This window comes from uncultured Caulobacter sp., from assembly GCF_947036865.1.
Lineage (GTDB): Bacteria > Pseudomonadota > Alphaproteobacteria > Caulobacterales > Caulobacteraceae > Caulobacter.
The window spans coordinates 137,730-155,591 of sequence record NZ_CAMQSF010000003.1 but is presented as its reverse complement, the minus strand read 5'-3'; the positions used below and the strand labels follow the sequence as shown (position 1 = coordinate 155,591).

17 protein-coding genes are annotated in these 17,862 nt (G+C 68.9%); 3 read left to right on the top strand and 14 right to left on the bottom strand.

Translation table 11 applies throughout. The annotated features are described in order from the left end of the window. Positions 1-49: 49 nt before the first annotated feature. The 4 genes from Q0V34_RS04145 to era all read right to left on the bottom strand — a co-directional run bounded on the left by Q0V34_RS04145 (position 50) and on the right by era (position 4,258). Positions 50-1,642, bottom strand: a complete 1,593-nt coding sequence (locus Q0V34_RS04145) for an alkaline phosphatase D family protein (protein ID WP_297508139.1) — start codon at positions 1,640-1,642, stop codon at positions 50-52. A 69-nt stretch (positions 1,643-1,711) separates the two neighbouring features. Next, positions 1,712-2,443, bottom strand: a complete 732-nt coding sequence (gene recO, locus Q0V34_RS04140) for a DNA repair protein RecO (RefSeq protein WP_297508136.1) — start codon at positions 2,441-2,443, stop codon at positions 1,712-1,714. Between the two features lie 14 nt (positions 2,444-2,457). Further along, positions 2,458-3,315 carry an arylamine N-acetyltransferase gene (locus Q0V34_RS04135; RefSeq protein WP_297508133.1) on the bottom strand — a complete coding sequence of 286 codons (858 nt, stop codon included), beginning with the start codon at positions 3,313-3,315 and terminating at the stop codon, positions 2,458-2,460. Further along, positions 3,308-4,258 (bottom strand): GTPase Era, encoded by a 951-nt coding sequence (era, locus tag Q0V34_RS04130; protein ID WP_297508129.1) that lies wholly within the window; start codon positions 4,256-4,258, stop codon positions 3,308-3,310. Before era ends, Q0V34_RS04135 begins: the two co-directional genes overlap by 8 nt. A gap of 142 nt (positions 4,259-4,400) precedes the next feature. Between era and Q0V34_RS04125 the strand changes: the two genes are divergently transcribed. After that, positions 4,401-4,823, top strand: a complete 423-nt coding sequence (locus Q0V34_RS04125) for a hypothetical protein (protein WP_297508126.1) — start codon at positions 4,401-4,403, stop codon at positions 4,821-4,823. A gap of 28 nt (positions 4,824-4,851) precedes the next feature. On the opposite strand, the gene Q0V34_RS04120 is transcribed toward Q0V34_RS04125, so the two are convergent. The 6 genes from Q0V34_RS04120 to pyrE all read right to left on the bottom strand — a co-directional run bounded on the left by Q0V34_RS04120 (position 4,852) and on the right by pyrE (position 9,191). Beyond that, positions 4,852-5,292, bottom strand: a complete 441-nt coding sequence (locus Q0V34_RS04120; RefSeq protein ID WP_297508123.1) for a hypothetical protein — start codon at positions 5,290-5,292, stop codon at positions 4,852-4,854. Positions 5,293-5,424: 132 nt separating this feature from the next. Beyond that, on the bottom strand, positions 5,425-6,120 hold the full coding sequence (gene rnc / locus Q0V34_RS04115; protein WP_297508120.1) for a ribonuclease III: 696 nt from the start codon (positions 6,118-6,120) through the stop codon (positions 5,425-5,427). A gap of 9 nt (positions 6,121-6,129) precedes the next feature. Then, the gene (gene lepB, locus Q0V34_RS04110; protein ID WP_297508117.1) at positions 6,130-6,972 is read right to left on the bottom strand and encodes a signal peptidase I; all 843 of its coding nucleotides are present in this window, start codon (positions 6,970-6,972) and stop codon (positions 6,130-6,132) included. Positions 6,973-7,240: 268 nt separating this feature from the next. Further along, positions 7,241-7,642, bottom strand: a complete 402-nt coding sequence (gene acpS, locus Q0V34_RS04105; RefSeq protein WP_297508114.1) for a holo-ACP synthase — start codon at positions 7,640-7,642, stop codon at positions 7,241-7,243. After that, positions 7,639-8,403: a pyridoxine 5'-phosphate synthase gene (locus Q0V34_RS04100; protein ID WP_297508111.1), complete on the bottom strand. Its 765-nt coding sequence runs from the start codon at positions 8,401-8,403 to the stop codon at positions 7,639-7,641. Before Q0V34_RS04100 ends, acpS begins: the two co-directional genes overlap by 4 nt. 206 nt (positions 8,404-8,609) lie before the next feature. Continuing rightward, positions 8,610-9,191 (bottom strand): orotate phosphoribosyltransferase, encoded by a 582-nt coding sequence (pyrE, locus tag Q0V34_RS04095; protein WP_297508109.1) that lies wholly within the window; start codon positions 9,189-9,191, stop codon positions 8,610-8,612. A gap of 81 nt (positions 9,192-9,272) precedes the next feature. Between pyrE and Q0V34_RS04090 the strand changes: the two genes are divergently transcribed. Further along, positions 9,273-9,686 (top strand): NUDIX domain-containing protein, encoded by a 414-nt coding sequence (locus Q0V34_RS04090; RefSeq protein ID WP_297508106.1) that lies wholly within the window; start codon positions 9,273-9,275, stop codon positions 9,684-9,686. Here the strand turns inward: Q0V34_RS04090 and Q0V34_RS04085 are convergent. The 3 genes from Q0V34_RS04085 to rpoZ all read right to left on the bottom strand — a co-directional run bounded on the left by Q0V34_RS04085 (position 9,673) and on the right by rpoZ (position 13,454). Beyond that, positions 9,673-10,710 carry an alpha/beta fold hydrolase gene (locus Q0V34_RS04085; protein ID WP_297508104.1) on the bottom strand — a complete coding sequence of 346 codons (1,038 nt, stop codon included), beginning with the start codon at positions 10,708-10,710 and terminating at the stop codon, positions 9,673-9,675. The two genes, Q0V34_RS04090 and Q0V34_RS04085, sit on opposite strands and share 14 nt — an antisense overlap. A gap of 69 nt (positions 10,711-10,779) precedes the next feature. Then, on the bottom strand, positions 10,780-12,933 hold the full coding sequence (locus Q0V34_RS04080) for a bifunctional (p)ppGpp synthetase/guanosine-3',5'-bis(diphosphate) 3'-pyrophosphohydrolase (RefSeq protein WP_297508404.1): 2,154 nt from the start codon (positions 12,931-12,933) through the stop codon (positions 10,780-10,782). Positions 12,934-13,094: 161 nt separating this feature from the next. Then, positions 13,095-13,454 (bottom strand): DNA-directed RNA polymerase subunit omega, encoded by a 360-nt coding sequence (gene rpoZ / locus Q0V34_RS04075; protein ID WP_010919426.1) that lies wholly within the window; start codon positions 13,452-13,454, stop codon positions 13,095-13,097. 250 nt (positions 13,455-13,704) lie between these two features. Here rpoZ and Q0V34_RS04070 point away from each other — a divergent pair, with 250 nt between their 5' ends. Next, a complete protein-coding gene (locus Q0V34_RS04070; RefSeq protein WP_297508095.1) occupies positions 13,705-15,747 on the top strand; it encodes an amidohydrolase family protein in 2,043 nt (680 codons plus the stop codon). A gap of 10 nt (positions 15,748-15,757) precedes the next feature. Here Q0V34_RS04070 and Q0V34_RS04065 read toward each other — a convergent pair whose 3' ends face one another. Continuing rightward, the gene (locus tag Q0V34_RS04065; protein WP_297508092.1) at positions 15,758-17,812 is read right to left on the bottom strand and encodes a M13 family metallopeptidase; all 2,055 of its coding nucleotides are present in this window, start codon (positions 17,810-17,812) and stop codon (positions 15,758-15,760) included. Positions 17,813-17,862 lie beyond the last annotated feature (50 nt).

The following is a 17,862-nucleotide window of genomic DNA, read 5'->3' as shown; positions in this document are numbered from 1 at the left end:
TGGCGCGCGACGGGCGCCGAAACCGCGCGCACTTTCGGCTGTCGCGCGCTCAGGCCTGAACGATCCCCGCTTTTCCGGCCTCCAGCGCCCATTTCGCGCGCGTCGACAGCTTGCCGTCCTTGCGGGTGACCGCGTCCAGCACCTTGAACTCGGTGACGAAGGCCTTGGGCGTCACGTCGCAGATGGCGTAGCCGCGCTGGCTGTTGTTGAACTTCAGCATCGGATTGCCGGCCTGGACCTTGGCCATGTCCGGGCGCTGGTCGACGCCGTCGCCGCCCGAGGTGATCGAGGTGATCACGAACTCCGAGGCGATCGGCGCGCCGTCGGGCTTGGCGCCGTCGACGAACAGGTCGCCGGCGAAGTTCTGGTGCTCGTCGCCGGTCAGCACGGCGACATTGGCCACCTTGGCGTCCTTGATCTTCCCCAGCAGGCGGCCGCGCGGGATGCGATAGCCGGCCCAGCTGTCGGGATTGACCTGCACGCCCGGGATGGACGGCTCGCGGTCGAGGTCCATCATCATCACCTGTTGGGCGATGACGCTCCAAGTCGACTTCGAGCCGGTCAGGCTGTCCATCAGCCACTTCTCCTGGGCCGCGCCAACGACCTCGGCCTTGGGATCGCCGATCTCGGCGCAGGACGCGCCGTACTTGTCGCCGCAGGGCTGGTCCGAGCGGAACTGGCGGGTGTCCAGCAGGTTCAGGTTCATCAGCTGGCCATAGGCGGCGCGGCGATAGATCTGGATCGAGGTTCCGGCCGGGAAGCTCGTGGCCCGCAGCGGCATGGCCTCGTAATAGGCCTGGGCGGCGGCCTGGCGACGCAGGTTGAACAGCTTGGGATCGGTGCCATCCTGATCGCGATCGCCGACCCAGTTGTTGTCGATCTCGTGATCATCCCAGACGCCGAACCAAGGCGCGGCGGCGTGGGCGGCTTGCAGGTCGGTGTCCATCTTGTATTGCGCGTAGCGGTGGCGGTAGTCGTCGAGGCTGTAGATCTCGCCGCCGAAGTGCTGGCGCGGGTTCTCGACCGGACCATTCGGGCCGCTGGAGGTGCGGGCGCCGCGCCCCTCGTAGATGTAGTCGCCGTAGCAGAAGATGAAGTCGGGGTTCTCCTCGGCCAGGCGGCGATAGGCGGTGTAGTAGCCGTTCTCATAGTGTTGGCAGCCGGCGACGCCGAAGCGCACCCGCTCCAGCGCCGCGCCCACGGCAGGCGTGGTGCGCGCGCGGCCGGTGATGCTGCGCTCCTTGCCGGCGGTGAACCGGTACCAGTAGTCGCGGTTCGGCTGCAGGCCGCCGATCTCGACGTGGACCGAATGGCCGAGTTCCGGCGGCGCGATCGTCGTGCCCTTGGCCACGATGTTGCGCATGCTGGCCGAGTCGCCGACTTCCCAGTCGACCGCGACCGGAGCCATCGGCATGCCGTAGCCGATCTCGAACGGTTCGGGCGCCAGGCGGGTCCAGATCACGAAGCCGTCCGACGACGGATCGCCGGAGGCGACGCCGAGCTGGAAGGGGTAGGTCGCGAACACAGCCTGGGCCAGGGCCTTGCCGCTTTCCAGCGGGATGGCCAGGGCGGTGACGGCCGAGGCGCCGAACACGCTCAGCAGGCGGCGGCGGCTCAGGGCGTAACGGTCGAGGACGGACATGACGCGACTCCGGAAAACTTGAGCTTCCGCCGATAAACCCGCTTTGTGACGGTTCTTAAAGTCGTTTGGCTAAAGCCGACCCGCCTCGGCCAGCCGGTCCAGCAGCCACAGCCGCGCCGGCGGCAGCGGGCGGTTCAGCGGGCCGAACACGAACTGCTCCAGGAAGTGGCCGGTGATGTCGAGGCCCGCCTTGACGTCGCCCTCGGCGAGGCCGCCCTGCGACGACAACATGAACGGCGGCAGCGGCAGCAGCTTGTCGTGATAGGGCCGCCCGGCCTCGCGGCTGACGGCCCGGCCCGTGCGCGGGCTGACATAGACGAGATCGTCGAAGACGCCGGTGGCGGCGCACTTGGAGAGATCCAGGCCAAAGCCCAGTTCCTGCAGCAGGCCCGCCTCGTATCGGACATAGACCGCCGGCCAGACCTCGGCGATCTCCAGCACCCGGATCAGGGCCTCCAGCGCGTGGAAGGCGCCGGGATGGGCTTCGCGCTCGGGCAAGGCTCCGGCGGCGACGGCGGCGGCGGCCGACAGCCCGGCCAGGGCCAGGCGGTCGTCGAACAGCGCCGCGGGCCCCTCGCCCATCGGCTCCAGGCTGGCCGAGCCCAGTTGGTCGGACACCCGCGCCCGATAGCGAGCGATGACGCGCGCGCCTGGTTGCAGGAACGGCTTCATCCGCCGCGAGGCGGCGCCGGCCACGTGAGCGGCGAACTTGCCGCGATCCTGGGTGAGCAGCTCGACGATCGCCCCCGTCTCGCCGTGCGAGCGGGCCGAGAGGACATAGGCTTCGTCTTCCCACTCCATTTAGGCCACTCCAGCTAGGATGGCGTCCCCCAGGCCACGACCTTCTCAAGCACCGGCCGCCACTCGGGCGCGACCGGCAGGCCGATCACGTCGCTCAGGGTCGCTTCCAACTCGTCGGCCGACAGGTCGCGCTGCTCGACCACCGCGCCGGTCAGGTCGCGATGGGTGAAGCGGTTGTTCTTCAGGGCATAGCGCGCGGTCGGCGTGGTGCGCCCCACCGTCATGCTCCAGGTGAAGTGCGAGCTCGGGTGCGTGTAGGTGTAGAAGTTGGCCTGCTCGTAGTCGATCTCGGCCCAGGCGCCTTGCGACACCTGATAGAGCGGCGCCCAGCGGCCCGACAGATCGGCCTGGACCTGGCGCTCGGCGACGCCGCCGGTCTCCGTGTCGACGATGCGGAACCGGCCGTGCGGCGTCTCTTGCACCTCGTCGGAGAACAGGCGCAGCGGCGCGGTCAGCACGCAGCCGCCGAAGCCGCAGTCGACCAGCCAGGTCTCGCCGTCCAGATCCACGCCCAGCACCTGGTGCGAGCGCGGGCGCGGCGGCGCGCCTTCGGGCAGCATCCACTTGACGCGGGCCATCAGGCCCTCGACCTGGAAGCCCAGCGCCTCCAGCACCCGCTTCATCAGGCCGTTCTGCTCGTAGCAGTAGCCCCCTCGCCCCGCGCCGATCAGCTTGGCGTCGACCTCGGACGGGACGATGCTGATCCCGCGCCCCAGCAGCACGTCGAGGTTCTCGAACGGGATGGCGTCGGGATGCCTGAAGGTGATGGCCCGCAGCACGTCCAGCGTCGGCTCGCGCGGGCCGTCATGGCCGATGCGATTGAAGTAGGCGTCCAGATCAACGGCCGGAGCGGCCGCCGGAGCATCAAACATCGAAATCCAGTCCGATATCGCTGAAGAGACCGCGCTCCTCGGCCCAGTTTTCCTTGACCTTCACGTGCAGGAACAGGTGAACCTTGCGGTCGAGGATGTCGCACAACTCCTCGCGCGAGGCCTGGCCGATCCACTTCAAGGTCTGGCCGCCCTTGCCGATGACGATGACCCGCTGGCCCTCGCGCTCGACCAGGATGGTCTGCTCGATGCGCACCGAGCCGTCCTTGCGCTCCTCGAAAGCGGTCGTTTCCACCGTGGCCGCGTAGGGCAGTTCCTCGTGAACGCGCAGATAGACCTTCTCGCGCGTGATCTCGGCGGCCAGCAGCCGGGCCGGCAGGTCGGCGGTCTGGTCCTCGGGATAGAGCCAGGGCCCCTCGGGCATCATGGTGACGAGCTTGGCGGTCAGGTCCTCGACGCCCGCGCCGGTCGCGGCGCTGATCATGAAGACGTCGGTATAGACGCCGGTGTCGAAGAAGTCCTTGGCCACGGCCAGAAGCGTGTCGCGCTTGATCCCGTCGATCTTGTTCAGCGCCAGGATCACCTGGCGGTCGGCGGCCTTCAGGCCCTCGATGATAGTCTGGACGTCCTGGGCCGAGCGGTATTCGCCGGGCGTGGCCTTGTCAGCGCGGCTGGCGAGTTCAGCCTGCGCGTCGACGAGGTGCACGGTGGCCTCGGCCTCTTCCGAGCCGGCCCAGGCCGAGCGGACCATGGCCCGGTCCAGGCGGCGGCGCGGGCTGAAGATGCCGGGGGTGTCGACGAGGACGATCTGGGTGTCGCCCTCGATGGCGACGCCGCGCACGGGAAAGCGCGTGGTCTGGACCTTCTGGGTGACGATCGAGACCTTGGCCCCGACCATGCGGTTGACCAGGGTGGACTTGCCGGCGTTCGGCGCGCCGATGATGGCGGCGAAACCGGCGCGGGTTTGGGAGGGAGTATCGTTCATTGCCGGTGCGTTTAGCACCGATGACGGCCTGACGGTAGCGACCGGCCTCGCGGGCGACCTTGGAGTGTCCTTTGCCTAAGGCGCGGACCGGCCGACGCTTCCGCCCGTTGGCTTCTGGCAGTCCAACGCCGGAGCCTTTTCCATGACACGCCACGCCACCCTCGCCCGCCTGACCCTCGTCGCCCTCGGCGCCGCCACGATCGTCGGCTGCTCCCGTCGGCAGGAGGACGCCCAGCAAAATCCGCCCGCCGCCGCGGCCGACGCCAGTGGCGCCGCCGGGACCACGGGAACGGACGCTTCGAACACCACGGGCGGCCAAACCCCGACCGCGCCGGATATGAACAGCCCCAGCAGCGCTGGCGCCAACGGCTCTTCTGGCTCCACCGGCTCGATGGGCTCGACCGGGGCGCCGGGATCTCCGGGCGCGCAGCGGGAAAGCTCGACCGGGACCACGCCCGGCGCCTCGGTGACCGGCTCCTCCGCGACGGGGACGACCGGGACCAGCGGAACGACGGGGACCTCTGGAACGACGAATAGCGACCGGCGCACGCCGCCGAACCGCTAAGCGGAGCCAAGCGCGTGGGCGGTGTCGTTCAGACCGCCCCGCGCCTCGGCCGCGAGGCCAGCGCCACCAGGACCAGCGACAGCGCGGTCACCACGACGCTGGCGTAATGCTCGGGCGGATGATGCGCGGCGCGCGCGCCCTTTAGCAGCCAGCCGTCCACGGCCATCAGGCCGCGCTCCAGCGCGATCAGAGCCAGGAACAGCGGCGTCAGGGTCCGGTAGCGCCAGCCGACCAGGACCTCGGCGACGCCGTGCGGGATCTGGATCGCGCCGATCCAGGCGGCCATGCCGACGATGGTCTCGCGGCGCGTGGAGAGATCGACGCCAGCGATCACGCCGATGCCGCCGTCCGGCAGCCCGTAGTGGACCAGTCCGGCCGCGGCCGTCAGAACCCCCATCAGCATCAGCGCCCAGGCCGAAAGGCGCGCGCCGCGATAGTCGACGTTGGTGGACGGCGGCAGCAGGGCCATCATGGCGTTCCTTTCGCGATCAGCAGCCAAGCCACCTGGCCCACGGCAAGTCCAGAAGCTCGCCATGTCGCCTCCGCCCCTAATGGCACTTTGAGTGCCACTATATCGGGATGAAGGCAATGCCAGCGCCGGTCAGGCCGCGCCTTCACGCTCCAGCAAGGCCTTGGCTGCGGCCTTCTCGGCCTCCTGGCGCGACTTGCCCTTGGCGATGGCGGGATCGACGCCGACCACGAGCGCTTCGACGGTGAACACCGGCGCGTGGTCTGGCCCCGTCCGGTCCAGGACGCGGTAGGTCGGCAGCGGCCGCCCCTTGCCTTGGGCCCATTCCTGCAGCGCGGTCTTAGGATCGCGCGGACGCCCCTCCCCGGCCCGGTCGAACTCGTCGGCCCAGAGGTCAAGGAAAACGCGCCGCGCGGTGTCGAGGCCGCCGTCCTGATAGAGCGCGGCCATCAGCGCCTCGGTGGCGCCGGCCAGGATCGAGTCAGTCTCGCGGCCGCCGATCTTGCTGGACGAGGCCGACAGGCGCAGGGCGGGGCCGAGCTCGGCCTTGCGCGCCACGCGGGCGCAGGTCTCGCGGCTGACCAGGGCGTTCAGGCGCGGGGCCAGCTCGCCTTCCTTGGCCTTGGGGAACCGCTGCGCCAGGGCCTCGGCGGCCAGCAATCCCAGCACCCGGTCGCCGATGAACTCCAGCACCTCGTTGTCGCGCACCTTCTTGGCCCCGTCGCCGACGCTGGCGTGGGTCAGGGCGCGCTCGAGCAGTTCGCGATCGCTGAACCGATGGCCGATCCGGCGCTCCAGGTCGCCGACGGCGGCGACCCGTCTATCCATGGCTCAAGATCACTTCAGCACGTGGAAGAAGCGGCTGGGACGCGCGTTCATGAACCAGGTCCACGGCTTGAACAGGCTGGCGTCGGCGTTCCACGACAGCAGGATGATCTGGGCGCGGCCGACCAGGTTCTCGGCGGGCACGAAGCCGACGCCGACCTCGTCGCCGATATACTGATCCAGCTCGTAGTCCCACTTGCAGGCGCTGTCCTTGAACGGCGAGACGCCCGGATCGAAGCGGCTGTCGGCCGAGTTGTCGCGGTTGTCGCCCATGAAGAAGTAGCAGCCGGCGGGCACGGTGTAGACGCCGGTGTTGTCGCCGCGGCTGTCGGGACCGAAGTCCTGGGTGTTGTACTGGCGGCCTTCCGGATTGGTCTCCTGGAAGCGCTGCACCTGCTGGGTGAAGCCATAGCCGGTGTCGACCAGGGCCGGCGGCTGTTCCTTGCGCGGCAGGGCCTTGCCGTTGATGAACACCTGGCCGCCGCGCACCTGGACCTTGTCGCCCGGCAGGCCGATCAGGCGCTTGATGTAGTCGGTGCGATTGTCGCGCGGCAGCTTGAACACGATGATGTCGCCGCGCGTCGGCGCGTGACCGAAGATCCGGCCCTTGAACAGCGGCGGGCTGAACGGGATCGAGTGCTTGCTCCAGCCGTAGCTGAACTTCGACACGATGATGTAGTCGCCCTGATAGAGGTTGGGCTCCATCGAGGCCGACGGGATGGTGAAGGGCTGGAACAGCAGGACCCGCAGCACCAGGGCGATGCCCAGGGCGTAGGCGACGGTCTTGATGATCTCGATGAGCTCGGCGACGGCGCCCTTGTCTTCGGGCGGCGTGGTGTCGACGGTGTCGGTCATGCGGCGGCTGAGCTCTTCGGAAATGGTTCGGCCTTGCTAGACGGGCTTGGCCCGGCCGGCAAGTGCGGCGCGTTAGCTTGGCTTTGAGGCGAAGGTTGGACCGCGGCCGCTCGGATCCCCATGGCCGTTCGCCCCAAGATCCGCTCATCCCCGCGAAAGCGGGGATCCAAGCGGCGCCAGAGAGCGTGGCGCGGCATCACCCAGAAGCCCTGACGCGGCTTGGGTCCCCGCTTTCGCGGGGAAGATCGGTTTAAGCGCGTGGTCGCCCCTAAACCTTCGGCAGCGCCTCGATGATGACGAAGGCCTGGGCGTAGGGGTGATCGTCGGTCAGGGACAGGTGGATCACCGCCTCCATGCCCTCGGGCGTCAGGGCCTTGAGCCGTTCGGCGGCGCCGCCGGTCAGGGCCATGGTCGGCTTGCCTGACGGCAGGTTGACCACTCCCATGCCGGCCAGATGCACGCCGCGCTTGAGGCCGGTGCCCAGCGCCTTGGAACAGGCCTCCTTGGCCGCGAAGCGCTTGGCGTAGCTGGAGGCGCGGTCGGGCTTGCGCTCGGACCGGGCCCGCTCGATCTCGGTGAAAACCTTGTGGGTGAAACGGTCGCCGAAGCGCTCCAGCGACTTCTCGATCCGCCGGATGTCGCAGAGGTCCGAGCCGATGCCGATGATCACGCCAGCGCCTCGACTTCGAGCCGCGCGGCGTCCATCAGCGCGCGCATCCGCTGGATCGCCTGGGGCAGGCCGACGAAGATCGCCTCCCCGATCAGGAAGTGGCCGATATTGAGCTCGGCGATTTCGGGAATGGCCGCGATCGGCTTGACCGTGGCGTAGTCGATCCCGTGGCCGGCATGGACCTCCAACCCCAGTTGAGCGGCCAAGGCCGCGCCGGCCTTCAGGCGCGCCAGGATCGCCTCGGCGCGCCCGGTCTCGCCCGCCCGCGCGGCGTCGCAATAGGCGCCGGTGTGCAGTTCGACGACCTGCGCGCCCGCCTGGGCCGAGGCGCGAATCTGGGCGGGATCGGGCTCGATGAACAGCGAGACCCGCGCGCCCACGGTGCGCAGCCGGGCGGTCGCGGCGGCGATGCGGTCCTGCCCCCGGACGACGTCCAGCCCGCCCTCGGTCGTCACCTCCTCGCGGCGCTCGGGCACCAAGCAGGCGGCGTGCGGTCGCGCGCCAAGGGCGATGCCGACCATCTCGTCGGTCACGGCCATCTCGAAGTTCAGCGGCTTGCCGCGCTTGTGGCAAAGGTCGGTCAGCACGGCGATGTCGGCGTCGCTGATGTGGCGACGGTCCTCGCGCAGGTGGGCGGTGATGCCGTCGGCCCCGGCCGCCAGGGCCAGCTCGGCGGCGCGCACCGGCTCGGGATAGGAAGAGCCGCGCGCGTTCCGGATCGTCGCCACGTGGTCGATATTGACGCCCAGTCGCAAGCTCATCGTTCTTCCCGTCGAAACCAAGACCAAGGCCACGACCTATAAGCCCAGCCGTCCAGCTATGCAGGTGGGAATTTCCCGCGCCGGCGCCAGGGCGGTGCGTGATCCTCGTCCTTCGACAGGCTCAGGATGAGGACCATGGCTAGAGCCTTGGCGTTAGAAACCTCACCCCGAGCGTGTCGAAGGGCGAGGTTTCGGCTTCTGGGCGTCTACCGCAGCCGCCGGCTGCCCGGGTCCTCGATCGGGATGGCGGCCAGTTCCGGCGGCAGGGCGTCGGCCGGATAGGCCGGGACTTCCAGGCTGGCCAGGGCCACCAGCGGCACGCCGACATCGGCCTTGCCGCCCGAGCGGTCGACGATGCAGGCGGCGGCCACGACGTCGCCGCCGGCGTCCTTGATCGCCTGGATGCACTCGCGCGACGACAGGCCCGTGGTGACGATGTCCTCGACCATCACCACCTTCTGGCCGGGCTCCAGGTGGAAGCCGCGCCGGAACTTGAAGGCCCCGCCCTCGCGCTCGACATAGATCGACGGCACGTTCAGGTGGCGGGCGGTCTCGTAGCCCGGGATGATGCCGCCGACGGCGGGCGAGACGGCCACGTCGACCGCGCCGACCGTCGCCAGGATTTTCTCCGCCAGGGCCTTGCACAGGCGTTCGCAGCGCTCGGGCCGCATGAACACCAGGTTCTTCTGCAGGAAGACCGGGCTGTGCAGGCCGGAAGACAGCACGAAGTGGCCTTCGCGCAGGGCGCCGGCGGCGCGGAATTCGTCGAGGACGTCGTCGTTGGTCATGAGGCTCGCCTATAAACCAGCCCCGCGAGTCTTCAAACGCCGCCTTGCGCCGGCGGGCGATTTCGGTCCTTAAGCGCCCCTATGGACAGCGAACCTCAACGCCCTCGCGTCGGCTGCGGCGCGGCCATCCTTGACGACCGGGGCCGCCTCTTGCTGGTCAAGCGGGTCAAGAATCCCGAGGCCGACCACTGGGGCGTGCCCGGCGGCAAGCTCGACTGGGGCGAGGCCGCGCGAACCTGCGCCGAGCGCGAGATCCGCGAGGAGCTGGGGATCACGATCAGGGCCGGCCGCGTGCTGGCGGTGACCGACATGGTCGCCGAAGACTATCACTGGGTGGCGATCACCTATGCCGCCGACGCCTTCGAGGGCGCGCCGGCGATCCAGGAAGCCCACGCCCTGCGCGACTGGGGCTGGTTCGCCCTGGACGCCCTGCCCTCTCCCCTGACGGCGGCGACCCGAGACGCCGTCGCGGCCCTGGGGCTCAAAGCTCCCTGACGATCCGCCAGGCGCGCAGCGACGGGACATAGACGCGGTTGCCGATGGTGTCGGCCTCCATGCCGGCCAGCACCGCGCCGATGTCCGCCGCCATGGCCGGGCTGTGCGCGTAGTAGCTGTGCTGGATCAGCGGGTCGGCGTCGCCCGCCACGTTGCGGCAATCGACCAGCACCACCTTCTTGGGCAGCATGTCGATGAGACGCGGGCCGTCCGAGCCCAGGCGGTCGGGATTGCCCTTGGTCTTGTCCGAGATCAGCAGCGCCTGGTCGCACGGGTTGAAATAGACCGTCACCTGGCGGCCGATCCTGGGCAGGGGCTTCAGCTTGCCGTCCTGCTCGAAGGCGTCGTCGTCCTCGTCGGGCGCGGCCAGCAGGATCTGGTCGAAGATCCGCGCCAGGCTGTCGGAGTCCTTGGCGAGCGCCGCCTGCAGGCCGTGGCGCAGCACATAGGCGCCCATGCTGTGGGTCATCAGATGGATGCTGCGCTGGCAGTGATCCTCCGCGCGCAGCTTCCCGAGGAACTCCCGAAGCTTCAGATAGGTCCGCGCCAGGGCTGGACCGGAGGCGCGGGCGTCCTCGCGGTCGCTGTAGTACGACATGAACGGCACGGCCTCGCCGTCCGAAGGCCAGCTGAACACCACCACATTGACCGGCCGTCCGCCGTCGGGCGAGGCCGACCCGACCCTCACCTGGCGGGCCAGCCGCGCGCCGGCCTCGATCGCGCCGTTGAAGCTGACGTTGAAGCCATGAATGAAGACCAGCGTGTCCTGGCCGCCCACCATGGCCTTGCGCAGGTCCTCCAGGAACTGGCCGCCGCCGGTCTTGGCGATGTCGGTCTCGTTCTTGACGTCCGGATAGACGTGCGCCGAACCGCCTTGCAGGGTCTCGACCCCGTCGGGGAAATCGACATAGCCGAACCGTAGGGCCGCGACGCCGTCGGGGTTGAAGCGAGGTCCGAAGACCAGCTTCTTGTTGTCCGGCTGCGCATTGCGATTGGTGGCGAAATAGACCCGCGCGTCGCTCATCACCGCTCCCCCCACGAGAGCGTCACGATGCGCCTCTAGCGCGAAACTCGCAAGCGATCAGCCTAAAGCTTAGCCGCGCGTCCGATCCACCGTCTCGACCGACGGACACGCCCGCAGCGCGGCCTGGATATTGGTCAGATGCTTGGCGTCGCGAACCTCGACGTCGATGTCGGTGTCGAAGAAGTCGCTCTGGCGGTGGTGCATGCGCAGGTTGACGATATTGCCGCCCGCCTCGCCGATGATCGTGCAGACGAGCCCCAGCACGCCGGGGGCGTTCTGGATGGTGGCGTGCAGGCGGGTCAGCGAGATGGTCGAGCGCTCGGCCTCCGGCGTCCAGTTCAGGTCGCGCCAGAGCTCCTCGCGATCCTCGTATTCGGCCAAGCGCGGGCAGTCGATCGTGTGGACGTCCAGCCCCTCCCCGTCCTCGCGCAGGATGCCGACGATGCGGTCGCCCGGCACGGGGCTGCAGCAGTGGGCGAAGTGCAGCGAGACGCCCGGCGTCAGCCCGCCGCCGCGCACATAGAGCCGCGCCGCCTCCTGGCCGCCCTCGATCTTGCGCCGGGCGGTGGCCGCCTCGCGCTCGGAGTCCTTCATGCCGGGATAGGCCGTCTCCAGCACCTGGCTGGGCGAGACGCGGCCGCGCCCCACGGCGTCGTACAGCGCCTCGTCGCTCTCCAGGGCGAAGCGCTCCAGGATCGGCCGCAGCGACACGTCCTTCAGCTTCTTGCCGGCGCGCGCGAAGACCTGCTCCAGCGAGGCGCGGCCCAGACGCAGGAACTCTTCCTTCTCGGTCTGGCGGATATGGCGGCGGATGGCCGAGCGGGCCCGGCCCGTGACGGTCAGCGAGCGCCAGTCCGGCGGCACCACCGGCTTGGAGCCGCGCACCACCTCGACCACGTCGCCGTTGACCAGCACCGTGCGCAGCGGCTTCAGCTCGCCATTGATCTTCACGCCGATGCAGGTGTCGCCGACATCGGTGTGGACCGCGTAGGCGAAGTCCAGCGGCATCGCCCCGCGCGGCAGGCTGACCAGCTTGCCCTTGGGCGTGAACACGAACACCTGGTCGAGGAACATTTCGAGCTTGGCGTGCTCGACCAGTTCTTCGCTGTCGCCGCCGTGCTCCAGCACCTGGACCAGCTGGCGCAGGTTGGCCAACGGGTCGCGGCCGCCGGCGGCCTCCATGCCTTCCAGGTCGAGGCCGTAAGAGGCGTCCTTGTAGCGGTAGTGGGCGGCGACGCCCTCTTCGTTGACGCGGTCCATGCTCTCGGTGCGGATCTGCATCTCGATGCGCATGCCGCGTGGCCCGACGACCGTGGTGTGCAGCGAGCGGTAGTTGTTCCGCTTCGGCGTCGAGATGTAGTCCTTGAAACGATCGGGCACGCTGGACCAGGCGCGGTGGACAACGCCCAGCGCGCGGTAGCAGTCCTCCTCGCTGTCGACGATCACCCGGAAGGCGTAGATGTCCGACATCTGCGAGAAGCCGATCGACTTGCGCTGCAGCTTGCGCCAGATCGAGTACGGCGTCTTCTCGCGGCCGAACACGCGGGCCGGCAGGGTCGAGGATTCCAGCCGCGCGGCGATTTCCTGGCTGACCAGGGCCACGGCCCCGCCCTGCTCTTCCCGCAGCGCCTCTAGGCGGCGCAGGATGGCGTCGCGCGCCACCGGGTTGGTGTGCTGGAAGGACAGCTCCTCCAGCTCGACGCAGATGCGGTGACAGCCGATGTTGCGGGCCAGCGGCGCGTAGATGTCGCGCGTCTCGCGGGCGATGCGCTCGCGCTTGGCCTGGTTCTTGATGAAGTGCAGCGTCCGCATGTTGTGCAGACGGTCGGCCAGCTTGACCAGCAGGACGCGCACGTCCTTGGAGATGGCTAGGATGAACTTGCGCAGGTTCTCGGCCTGGCGGGTGTGCTCGGCCTGAAGCTCCAGCTTGGACAGCTTGGTGACGCCCTCGACGAGCTCGGCGATCTCGTCGCCGAACAGCTTGGCGATCTCTTCCTTGGTGACCGGGGTGTCCTCGATCACGTCGTGCAGCAGGGCCGTGACGATGGTCGCGGTGTCGAGCCGGTACTCGGTGAGAATGCCGGCCACCTCGATCGGGTGGGCGTAATAGGGATCGCCGCTGGCCCGGGTCTGCGAGCCGTGCATGCGCATGGCGTAGACATAGGCCCGGTTCAGCAGCGCCTCGTCGGCCGTCGGGTCGTAGGCCAGGACCCGGTCGATCAGTTCGTACTGGCGAAGAAACTTGCGCTTGGGCGGGGCCGCCGGCTCAGGCGATGCGGCGCCTACAGACGAAGACGCGCCCGATGCGGAATCGGGCGCGCGTTCGGAAGGAGCGGTGGTGGAGGTCGCCGCTTCTAGGGTCAGAGGGTCTGCGCCTTCGGGGCTCAGTACCGCTCCTCCTGACCGCCGTCGCGGTCGCTCTGCAGGGCGCGGACCAGTTCCAGCTCGCTCATCTGCATGTGGCTGGGATCAGCCAGCAGGGCCAGGGTCTCGGCTTCTTCCTCGGCCTCGGTGTGCTCGTCGACGCGTTGCAGCGTGCTGATCAGGTGTTCCTTGAGGCCTTCGTGATCGATCACGTCGTCGGCGATCTCGCGCAGGGCCACGACCGGGTTCTTGTCGTTGTCGCGGTCGACCATCAGGGCCGCGCCGGCCGAGATGCCGCGGGCGCGGTGGGCCGAGAGCAGGACGAGCGCGAAGCGGTTCGGAACCTTCTCGACGCAATCTTCGACGGTGACGCGGGCCATGAGTTCCTCGGGCTGCCGATAAGCAATCGGAAAATAGGCTTCCGTGCGGCGACACGCAACGCCGCGCACGAACGTCCTGACTTTCGCGAGGGGGCGCTTATGCCCTGTTCGTCCGTCAATGTCCAGAGCGCCGGTTCAGTCTCGCTTGGCGTTCGCCAGCCCGGCGGGGGCTCCCCCGATAAAAGACTCGCCGATCTTGCCGGCCAAGCCTAGCGTGACCGCTTCAACAACCGGGCTTTGGGGTTCTCGCATGCGCCGCGCCTTTGTCGCTTCGTTGATGATCGCCGCCGCGGCGACGGCCGTTTCGGCGGAACCGACGCCGAAGGAGAAGTTGCTGACCCCGCCCGCGTCGGCCCGGCACTACGTCATCAGCTCCGACGCGGGCAAACATGGCGACGTCTGGTCGTGGACCCTCGCCGACGGCCGCACCGCCTATCGGATGTCGATGTCCCTCCGGGGCTGGGTCACCGAGGACGATCAGGTGGTGACCCTGGGCAAGGACGGCCGCCCGATCGCCATCGCGATCCGGGGCTTTACCGACCAGGGCGACGCGACCGAGGACTTCAGCGTCGACGACCAGGGCGTCGCGCACTGGAAGACGGTGATCGACAGCGGCTCGGCGCCGTTCCAGGGCCGCCGGTATAGCACCTATGGCGGTCCCTGGCTGGCGAGCGAACTGGACACCAACGCCCTGGTGGCGGCGGGCGCCAAGGGGCTGGACCTGCTGCCCACGGGCCACGCCAGCATCGCGATCGGCGAGTCGACCCAGATCGACGGCCCGGCGGGACCCAAGACCGTCAAGCTGGCCTTCGTCACCGGCTATGGCTTCGCGCCCTCCCCGGTCTGGCTCGACGGCGACAATCGCTATTTCGGTTTCGCCGGCGGCATGCGGTTGCTGCCCGAGGGCTACGAGGCCGCCGGCCCCAAGCTGAAGGCGATCCAGGACAGGGCGACGGCGAACATGGTCCGCGACGTCGCCCATCGGTTCCTGCGGCCGGCCAACCGGACGCCGACCCTGGTCGATCACGTGCTGATGTTCGACGCCCCGGCGGGGCGCTATCTGCCCGATCGCGCGGTGCTGATCGCCGACGGCAAGATCGCCGCCGTCGGCGCCGGCGGATCGATCAAGGCGCCGGCCGGCGCGGTCGTGGTGGACGGTCGAGGAAAGACCCTGACGCCGGGCCTGTGGGACTCGCACCAGCACGTCGGAGACGACTGGGGCCTGCTGCAGAATCTGGCCACCGGCATGACCAACTATCGCAGCCCGGGAAGCCAGATCGACGACGCGCTCAGCATCTACAAGCGCCGCGCCAGCGGCGACCTTCTCGCGCCGGACGGCAAGATCTCGGTGATCATCGATCGCAAGGACCCGCTGGCCGCCCAGGGCGCGCTGATCGTGTCGTCCGAGGCCGAGACCATAGCCGCCGTCGACAAGATCAAGGCCGCGGGCCTGTGGGGCGCCAAGTTCTACACCTCGATGAACCCGGCCTGGATCGCGCCCGGCGCGGCCGAGGCCCACAAGCTTGGCCTGCACGTGCACGGCCACGTGCCGGCCGGGATGCGGCCGCTGGACGCCGTCCGCGCCGGCTACGACGAGGTCACGCACATCAACTTCATCCTGATGCAGGCCATGCCGCAGGACGTGGTCGACAAGTCCAACACCGCCGCCCGGCTGGAGGGCCCGGCGCGCTATGGCAAGGACGTCGATCTCGACTCGCCCGCGATGAAGGCCTTCTACGCCGAGCTCGCCAAGCGCGGCACGATCATCGACCCCACCTTGACCGTCTGGGAGCCGCTGATGACGTCGGACGGCTCGGCCATTTCGCCGGAATACGCCCCCTTCGCCGAGGTCGCTCCGCCCAGCGTCGTCCGCGGCTGGAAGATCGGGGGCTATCCCTTGTCCGAAGGCCTGACGCGCGACGACTACCGCAAGAGCTTCGCCAAGATGGTCCAACTGGTCGGCAAGCTGCACCAGGCCGGCGTGCCGATCGTCGCCGGGACCGACGGGTACGGTCTCGAACTCGTGCGCGAGCTCGAGCTCTACCAGCAGGCCGGCCTGACCAACGCCCAGGCGCTGCAGACCGCGACCATCGTCCCGGCCCGCATGACCGGCATGGACGACAGGACCGGATCGATCGCGCAAGGCAAGACGGCCGACGTCATCCTGGTCGACGGCGACGTCTCCCGCGACCTCCGCAATCTGCGTCACGTCGAGCTGGTGTTCCTGGACGGCTATCGCCTAGACGCCCAGGCGCTGCGGCAGGCCAGCGGCTTGAGCGGCATGCCGCGCTGACGGCCGCGCCCTACCAGACCTTCACGCGCTTCTCCGGCGGCAGGTACATGCTGTCGCCGGGCTTCACCCCGAAGGCCGCGTACCAGTCGTCGAGATTGCGCACGGTGAAGGCGCGGTACTGGGCGGGCGCGTGGCCGTCGGTGATCAACTGCTGGCGCAGGGCGGCCGGACGCGAATAGTCCATCCAGCTCTGGGCGAAGGCCAGGAAGAAGCGCTGATCGCCGGTCAGGCCGTCGATCACCGGCGCGGGTTTGCCGCCCAGCGACGCGTGATAGGCGTCCAGCGCCGCGCCTAGGCCCGCCACGTCGGCGATGTTCTCGCTCAGCGTCTGCTTGCCGTTCACCGCGAGATCCGGGAAGGGCTTGTAGGTGTCGAACTGGTCGGCCAGGGCGGCGCCGGCCTTCTGGAAGTGATCGAGGTCGGCGGGCGTCCACCAGTTCCGCAGGCGCCCCTGGCTGTCGAACTGCGCGCCCTGGTCGTCGAAGCTGTGGCTGATTTCGTGGCCGATCGTGGCGCCCGTCGCGCCATAGTTCGCGGCCATGTCGTTCTTCAGGTCGAAGTTCGGCGGCGCCAGGATGGCGGCCGGGAAGTTCAGGGCGTTGAGGATCGGCAGGTTCACGGCGTTGACCGTCTGCGGGGTCATCACCCACTCGCCGCGATCGGTCGGCTGGCCCAGCTTGGCCAACGCCTGGTCATAGTCGAAGGCCTCGTACCGCTGCACGTTGCCGACGGCGTCGCCGCGCACGACCTTGTAGCCGGAATAGTCGCGCCAGCGGTCGGGATAGCCGACGCCGACCTTCAGAACGGCCACCTTCTTGCGGGCCTCGGCCTTGGTGGCCGGATCCATCCAGTCCAGGGCGTCGATCCGCTTCTCGAACGCGGCCTTCATGCTGTCGACCATGGCCGTGACCGCGGCCTTGGCTTCGGGCGAGAAGTACTTTTCCGCGTAGAGCTTGCCCACCGCCTCGCCCAGCACGGCGTTGGTCGAGCCCACCGCCCGCTTCCAGCGCGGCGACAGCTGCGGCGTGCCTTGCAGCGCCCGGCCGTAGAAGGCGAAGCGCTCGTCGACGAAGGCCTTGGGCAAGACGTTGCTGTAGTGCTCAAGCAGGTGGAAGGTCAGGTAGTCCTTCCAGGCGGCCAGCGGGACCTCGGCCACCGCCTTGCCCAGGCCGACGACCATGGTCGGATGCCAGACGATGAAGCGCGGCTGGGTGTTCAGCTTGGCGGCCGCGAAGAAGGTCGGCCAGTCCAGGCCCGGCGCCTTGGCGACGAAGTCGGCGGGCGTCCAGCTGTTGTTGGCCTTCTGAACATCGACGCTGTCCTCGCGCGAGCCCGAGGCCTTGGCCAGCTGCGTCTCGAGCGCCACGATCGCCTTGGCCTTGGCTTTCGCGTCGGCCACGCTGCCCAGGGTTAGCACCTTCTCGACGTGGGCCAGGTACTGGGTCCGCGCCTCGACCATGGCGGCCTTGTCCGACAGATAATACTCGCGGTCCGGCATCCCCAGACCGCCTTGCAGCAGGAACGGCGCGTACTTGCTGGTGTCGTCGAAGGCGGGCGAGACCCAGAGGCCGAGCACGTTGTCGGTGTAGAAGTCGGTGGCGTTCAGAGCGTCGACGTCGGCGCGGATATTGCCGCCCAGAACGGCCGCCAGCTGCTTCTTGTCCTTGATCGCGGCGATGCGCGCCAGGCCGGGCTTCAGCGGGGCGATCCCCTTCGCCTCGATGGCCTTCTCGTCCATGTAGGTGGCGTAGTAGTCGCCGACCTTCTTGCCGTCGCCGGCGCCGCCCTTGGCGGCGGCCTGGATCAGGTCGACGGTGCGCTTGTTGGCCTCCTCGACCATGACCGCGCCGATGCCGTAGCCGCTGCGGTCGGCCGGGATCGGGTGGGCCTTGATCCAGGTGTTGTTGGCATAGGTCCAGAAGTCGTCGCCCGGCTTGACGGTCTTGTCGATCGAGGCGAGGTCGACGCCGCTCTTGGATCCCGTTTGGGTCTGGGCCAGGGCGGGCGCGGCGATGGCCAGCGCGCAGACGGCGGCGCAGGCGAACAGCGAGCGGGTGAAGGTCATGTGGGGCGATCCCCTCCTCTGGCGTCCTCCGGGGCGAGACGCTGGGTTCG

Excerpts from the sequence above, each read along its gene's own strand:
- Q0V34_RS04125 (WP_297508126.1), top strand. The coding sequence starts at position 4,401 with ATGACACGCCACGCCACCCTCGCCCGCCTGACCCTCGTCGCCCTCGGC.
- era (WP_297508129.1), bottom strand. The coding sequence starts at position 4,258 with ATGAACGATACTCCCTCCCAAACCCGCGCCGGTTTCGCCGCCATCATC.
- Q0V34_RS04120 (WP_297508123.1), bottom strand. The coding sequence starts at position 5,292 with ATGGCCCTGCTGCCGCCGTCCACCAACGTCGACTATCGCGGCGCGCGC.
- rpoZ (WP_010919426.1), bottom strand. The coding sequence starts at position 13,454 with ATGGCCCGCGTCACCGTCGAAGATTGCGTCGAGAAGGTTCCGAACCGC.
- Q0V34_RS04135 (WP_297508133.1), bottom strand. The coding sequence starts at position 3,315 with ATGTTTGATGCTCCGGCGGCCGCTCCGGCCGTTGATCTGGACGCCTAC.
- Q0V34_RS04145 (WP_297508139.1), bottom strand. The coding sequence starts at position 1,642 with ATGTCCGTCCTCGACCGTTACGCCCTGAGCCGCCGCCGCCTGCTGAGC.
- rnc (WP_297508120.1), bottom strand. The coding sequence starts at position 6,120 with ATGGATAGACGGGTCGCCGCCGTCGGCGACCTGGAGCGCCGGATCGGC.
- Q0V34_RS04090 (WP_297508106.1), top strand. The coding sequence starts at position 9,273 with ATGGACAGCGAACCTCAACGCCCTCGCGTCGGCTGCGGCGCGGCCATC.
- lepB (WP_297508117.1), bottom strand. The coding sequence starts at position 6,972 with ATGACCGACACCGTCGACACCACGCCGCCCGAAGACAAGGGCGCCGTC.
- Q0V34_RS04100 (WP_297508111.1), bottom strand. The coding sequence starts at position 8,403 with ATGAGCTTGCGACTGGGCGTCAATATCGACCACGTGGCGACGATCCGG.
- Q0V34_RS04085 (WP_297508104.1), bottom strand. The coding sequence starts at position 10,710 with ATGAGCGACGCGCGGGTCTATTTCGCCACCAATCGCAATGCGCAGCCG.
- pyrE (WP_297508109.1), bottom strand. The coding sequence starts at position 9,191 with ATGACCAACGACGACGTCCTCGACGAATTCCGCGCCGCCGGCGCCCTG.
- Q0V34_RS04065 (WP_297508092.1), bottom strand. The coding sequence starts at position 17,812 with ATGACCTTCACCCGCTCGCTGTTCGCCTGCGCCGCCGTCTGCGCGCTG.
- Q0V34_RS04070 (WP_297508095.1), top strand. The coding sequence starts at position 13,705 with ATGCGCCGCGCCTTTGTCGCTTCGTTGATGATCGCCGCCGCGGCGACG.
- recO (WP_297508136.1), bottom strand. The coding sequence starts at position 2,443 with ATGGAGTGGGAAGACGAAGCCTATGTCCTCTCGGCCCGCTCGCACGGC.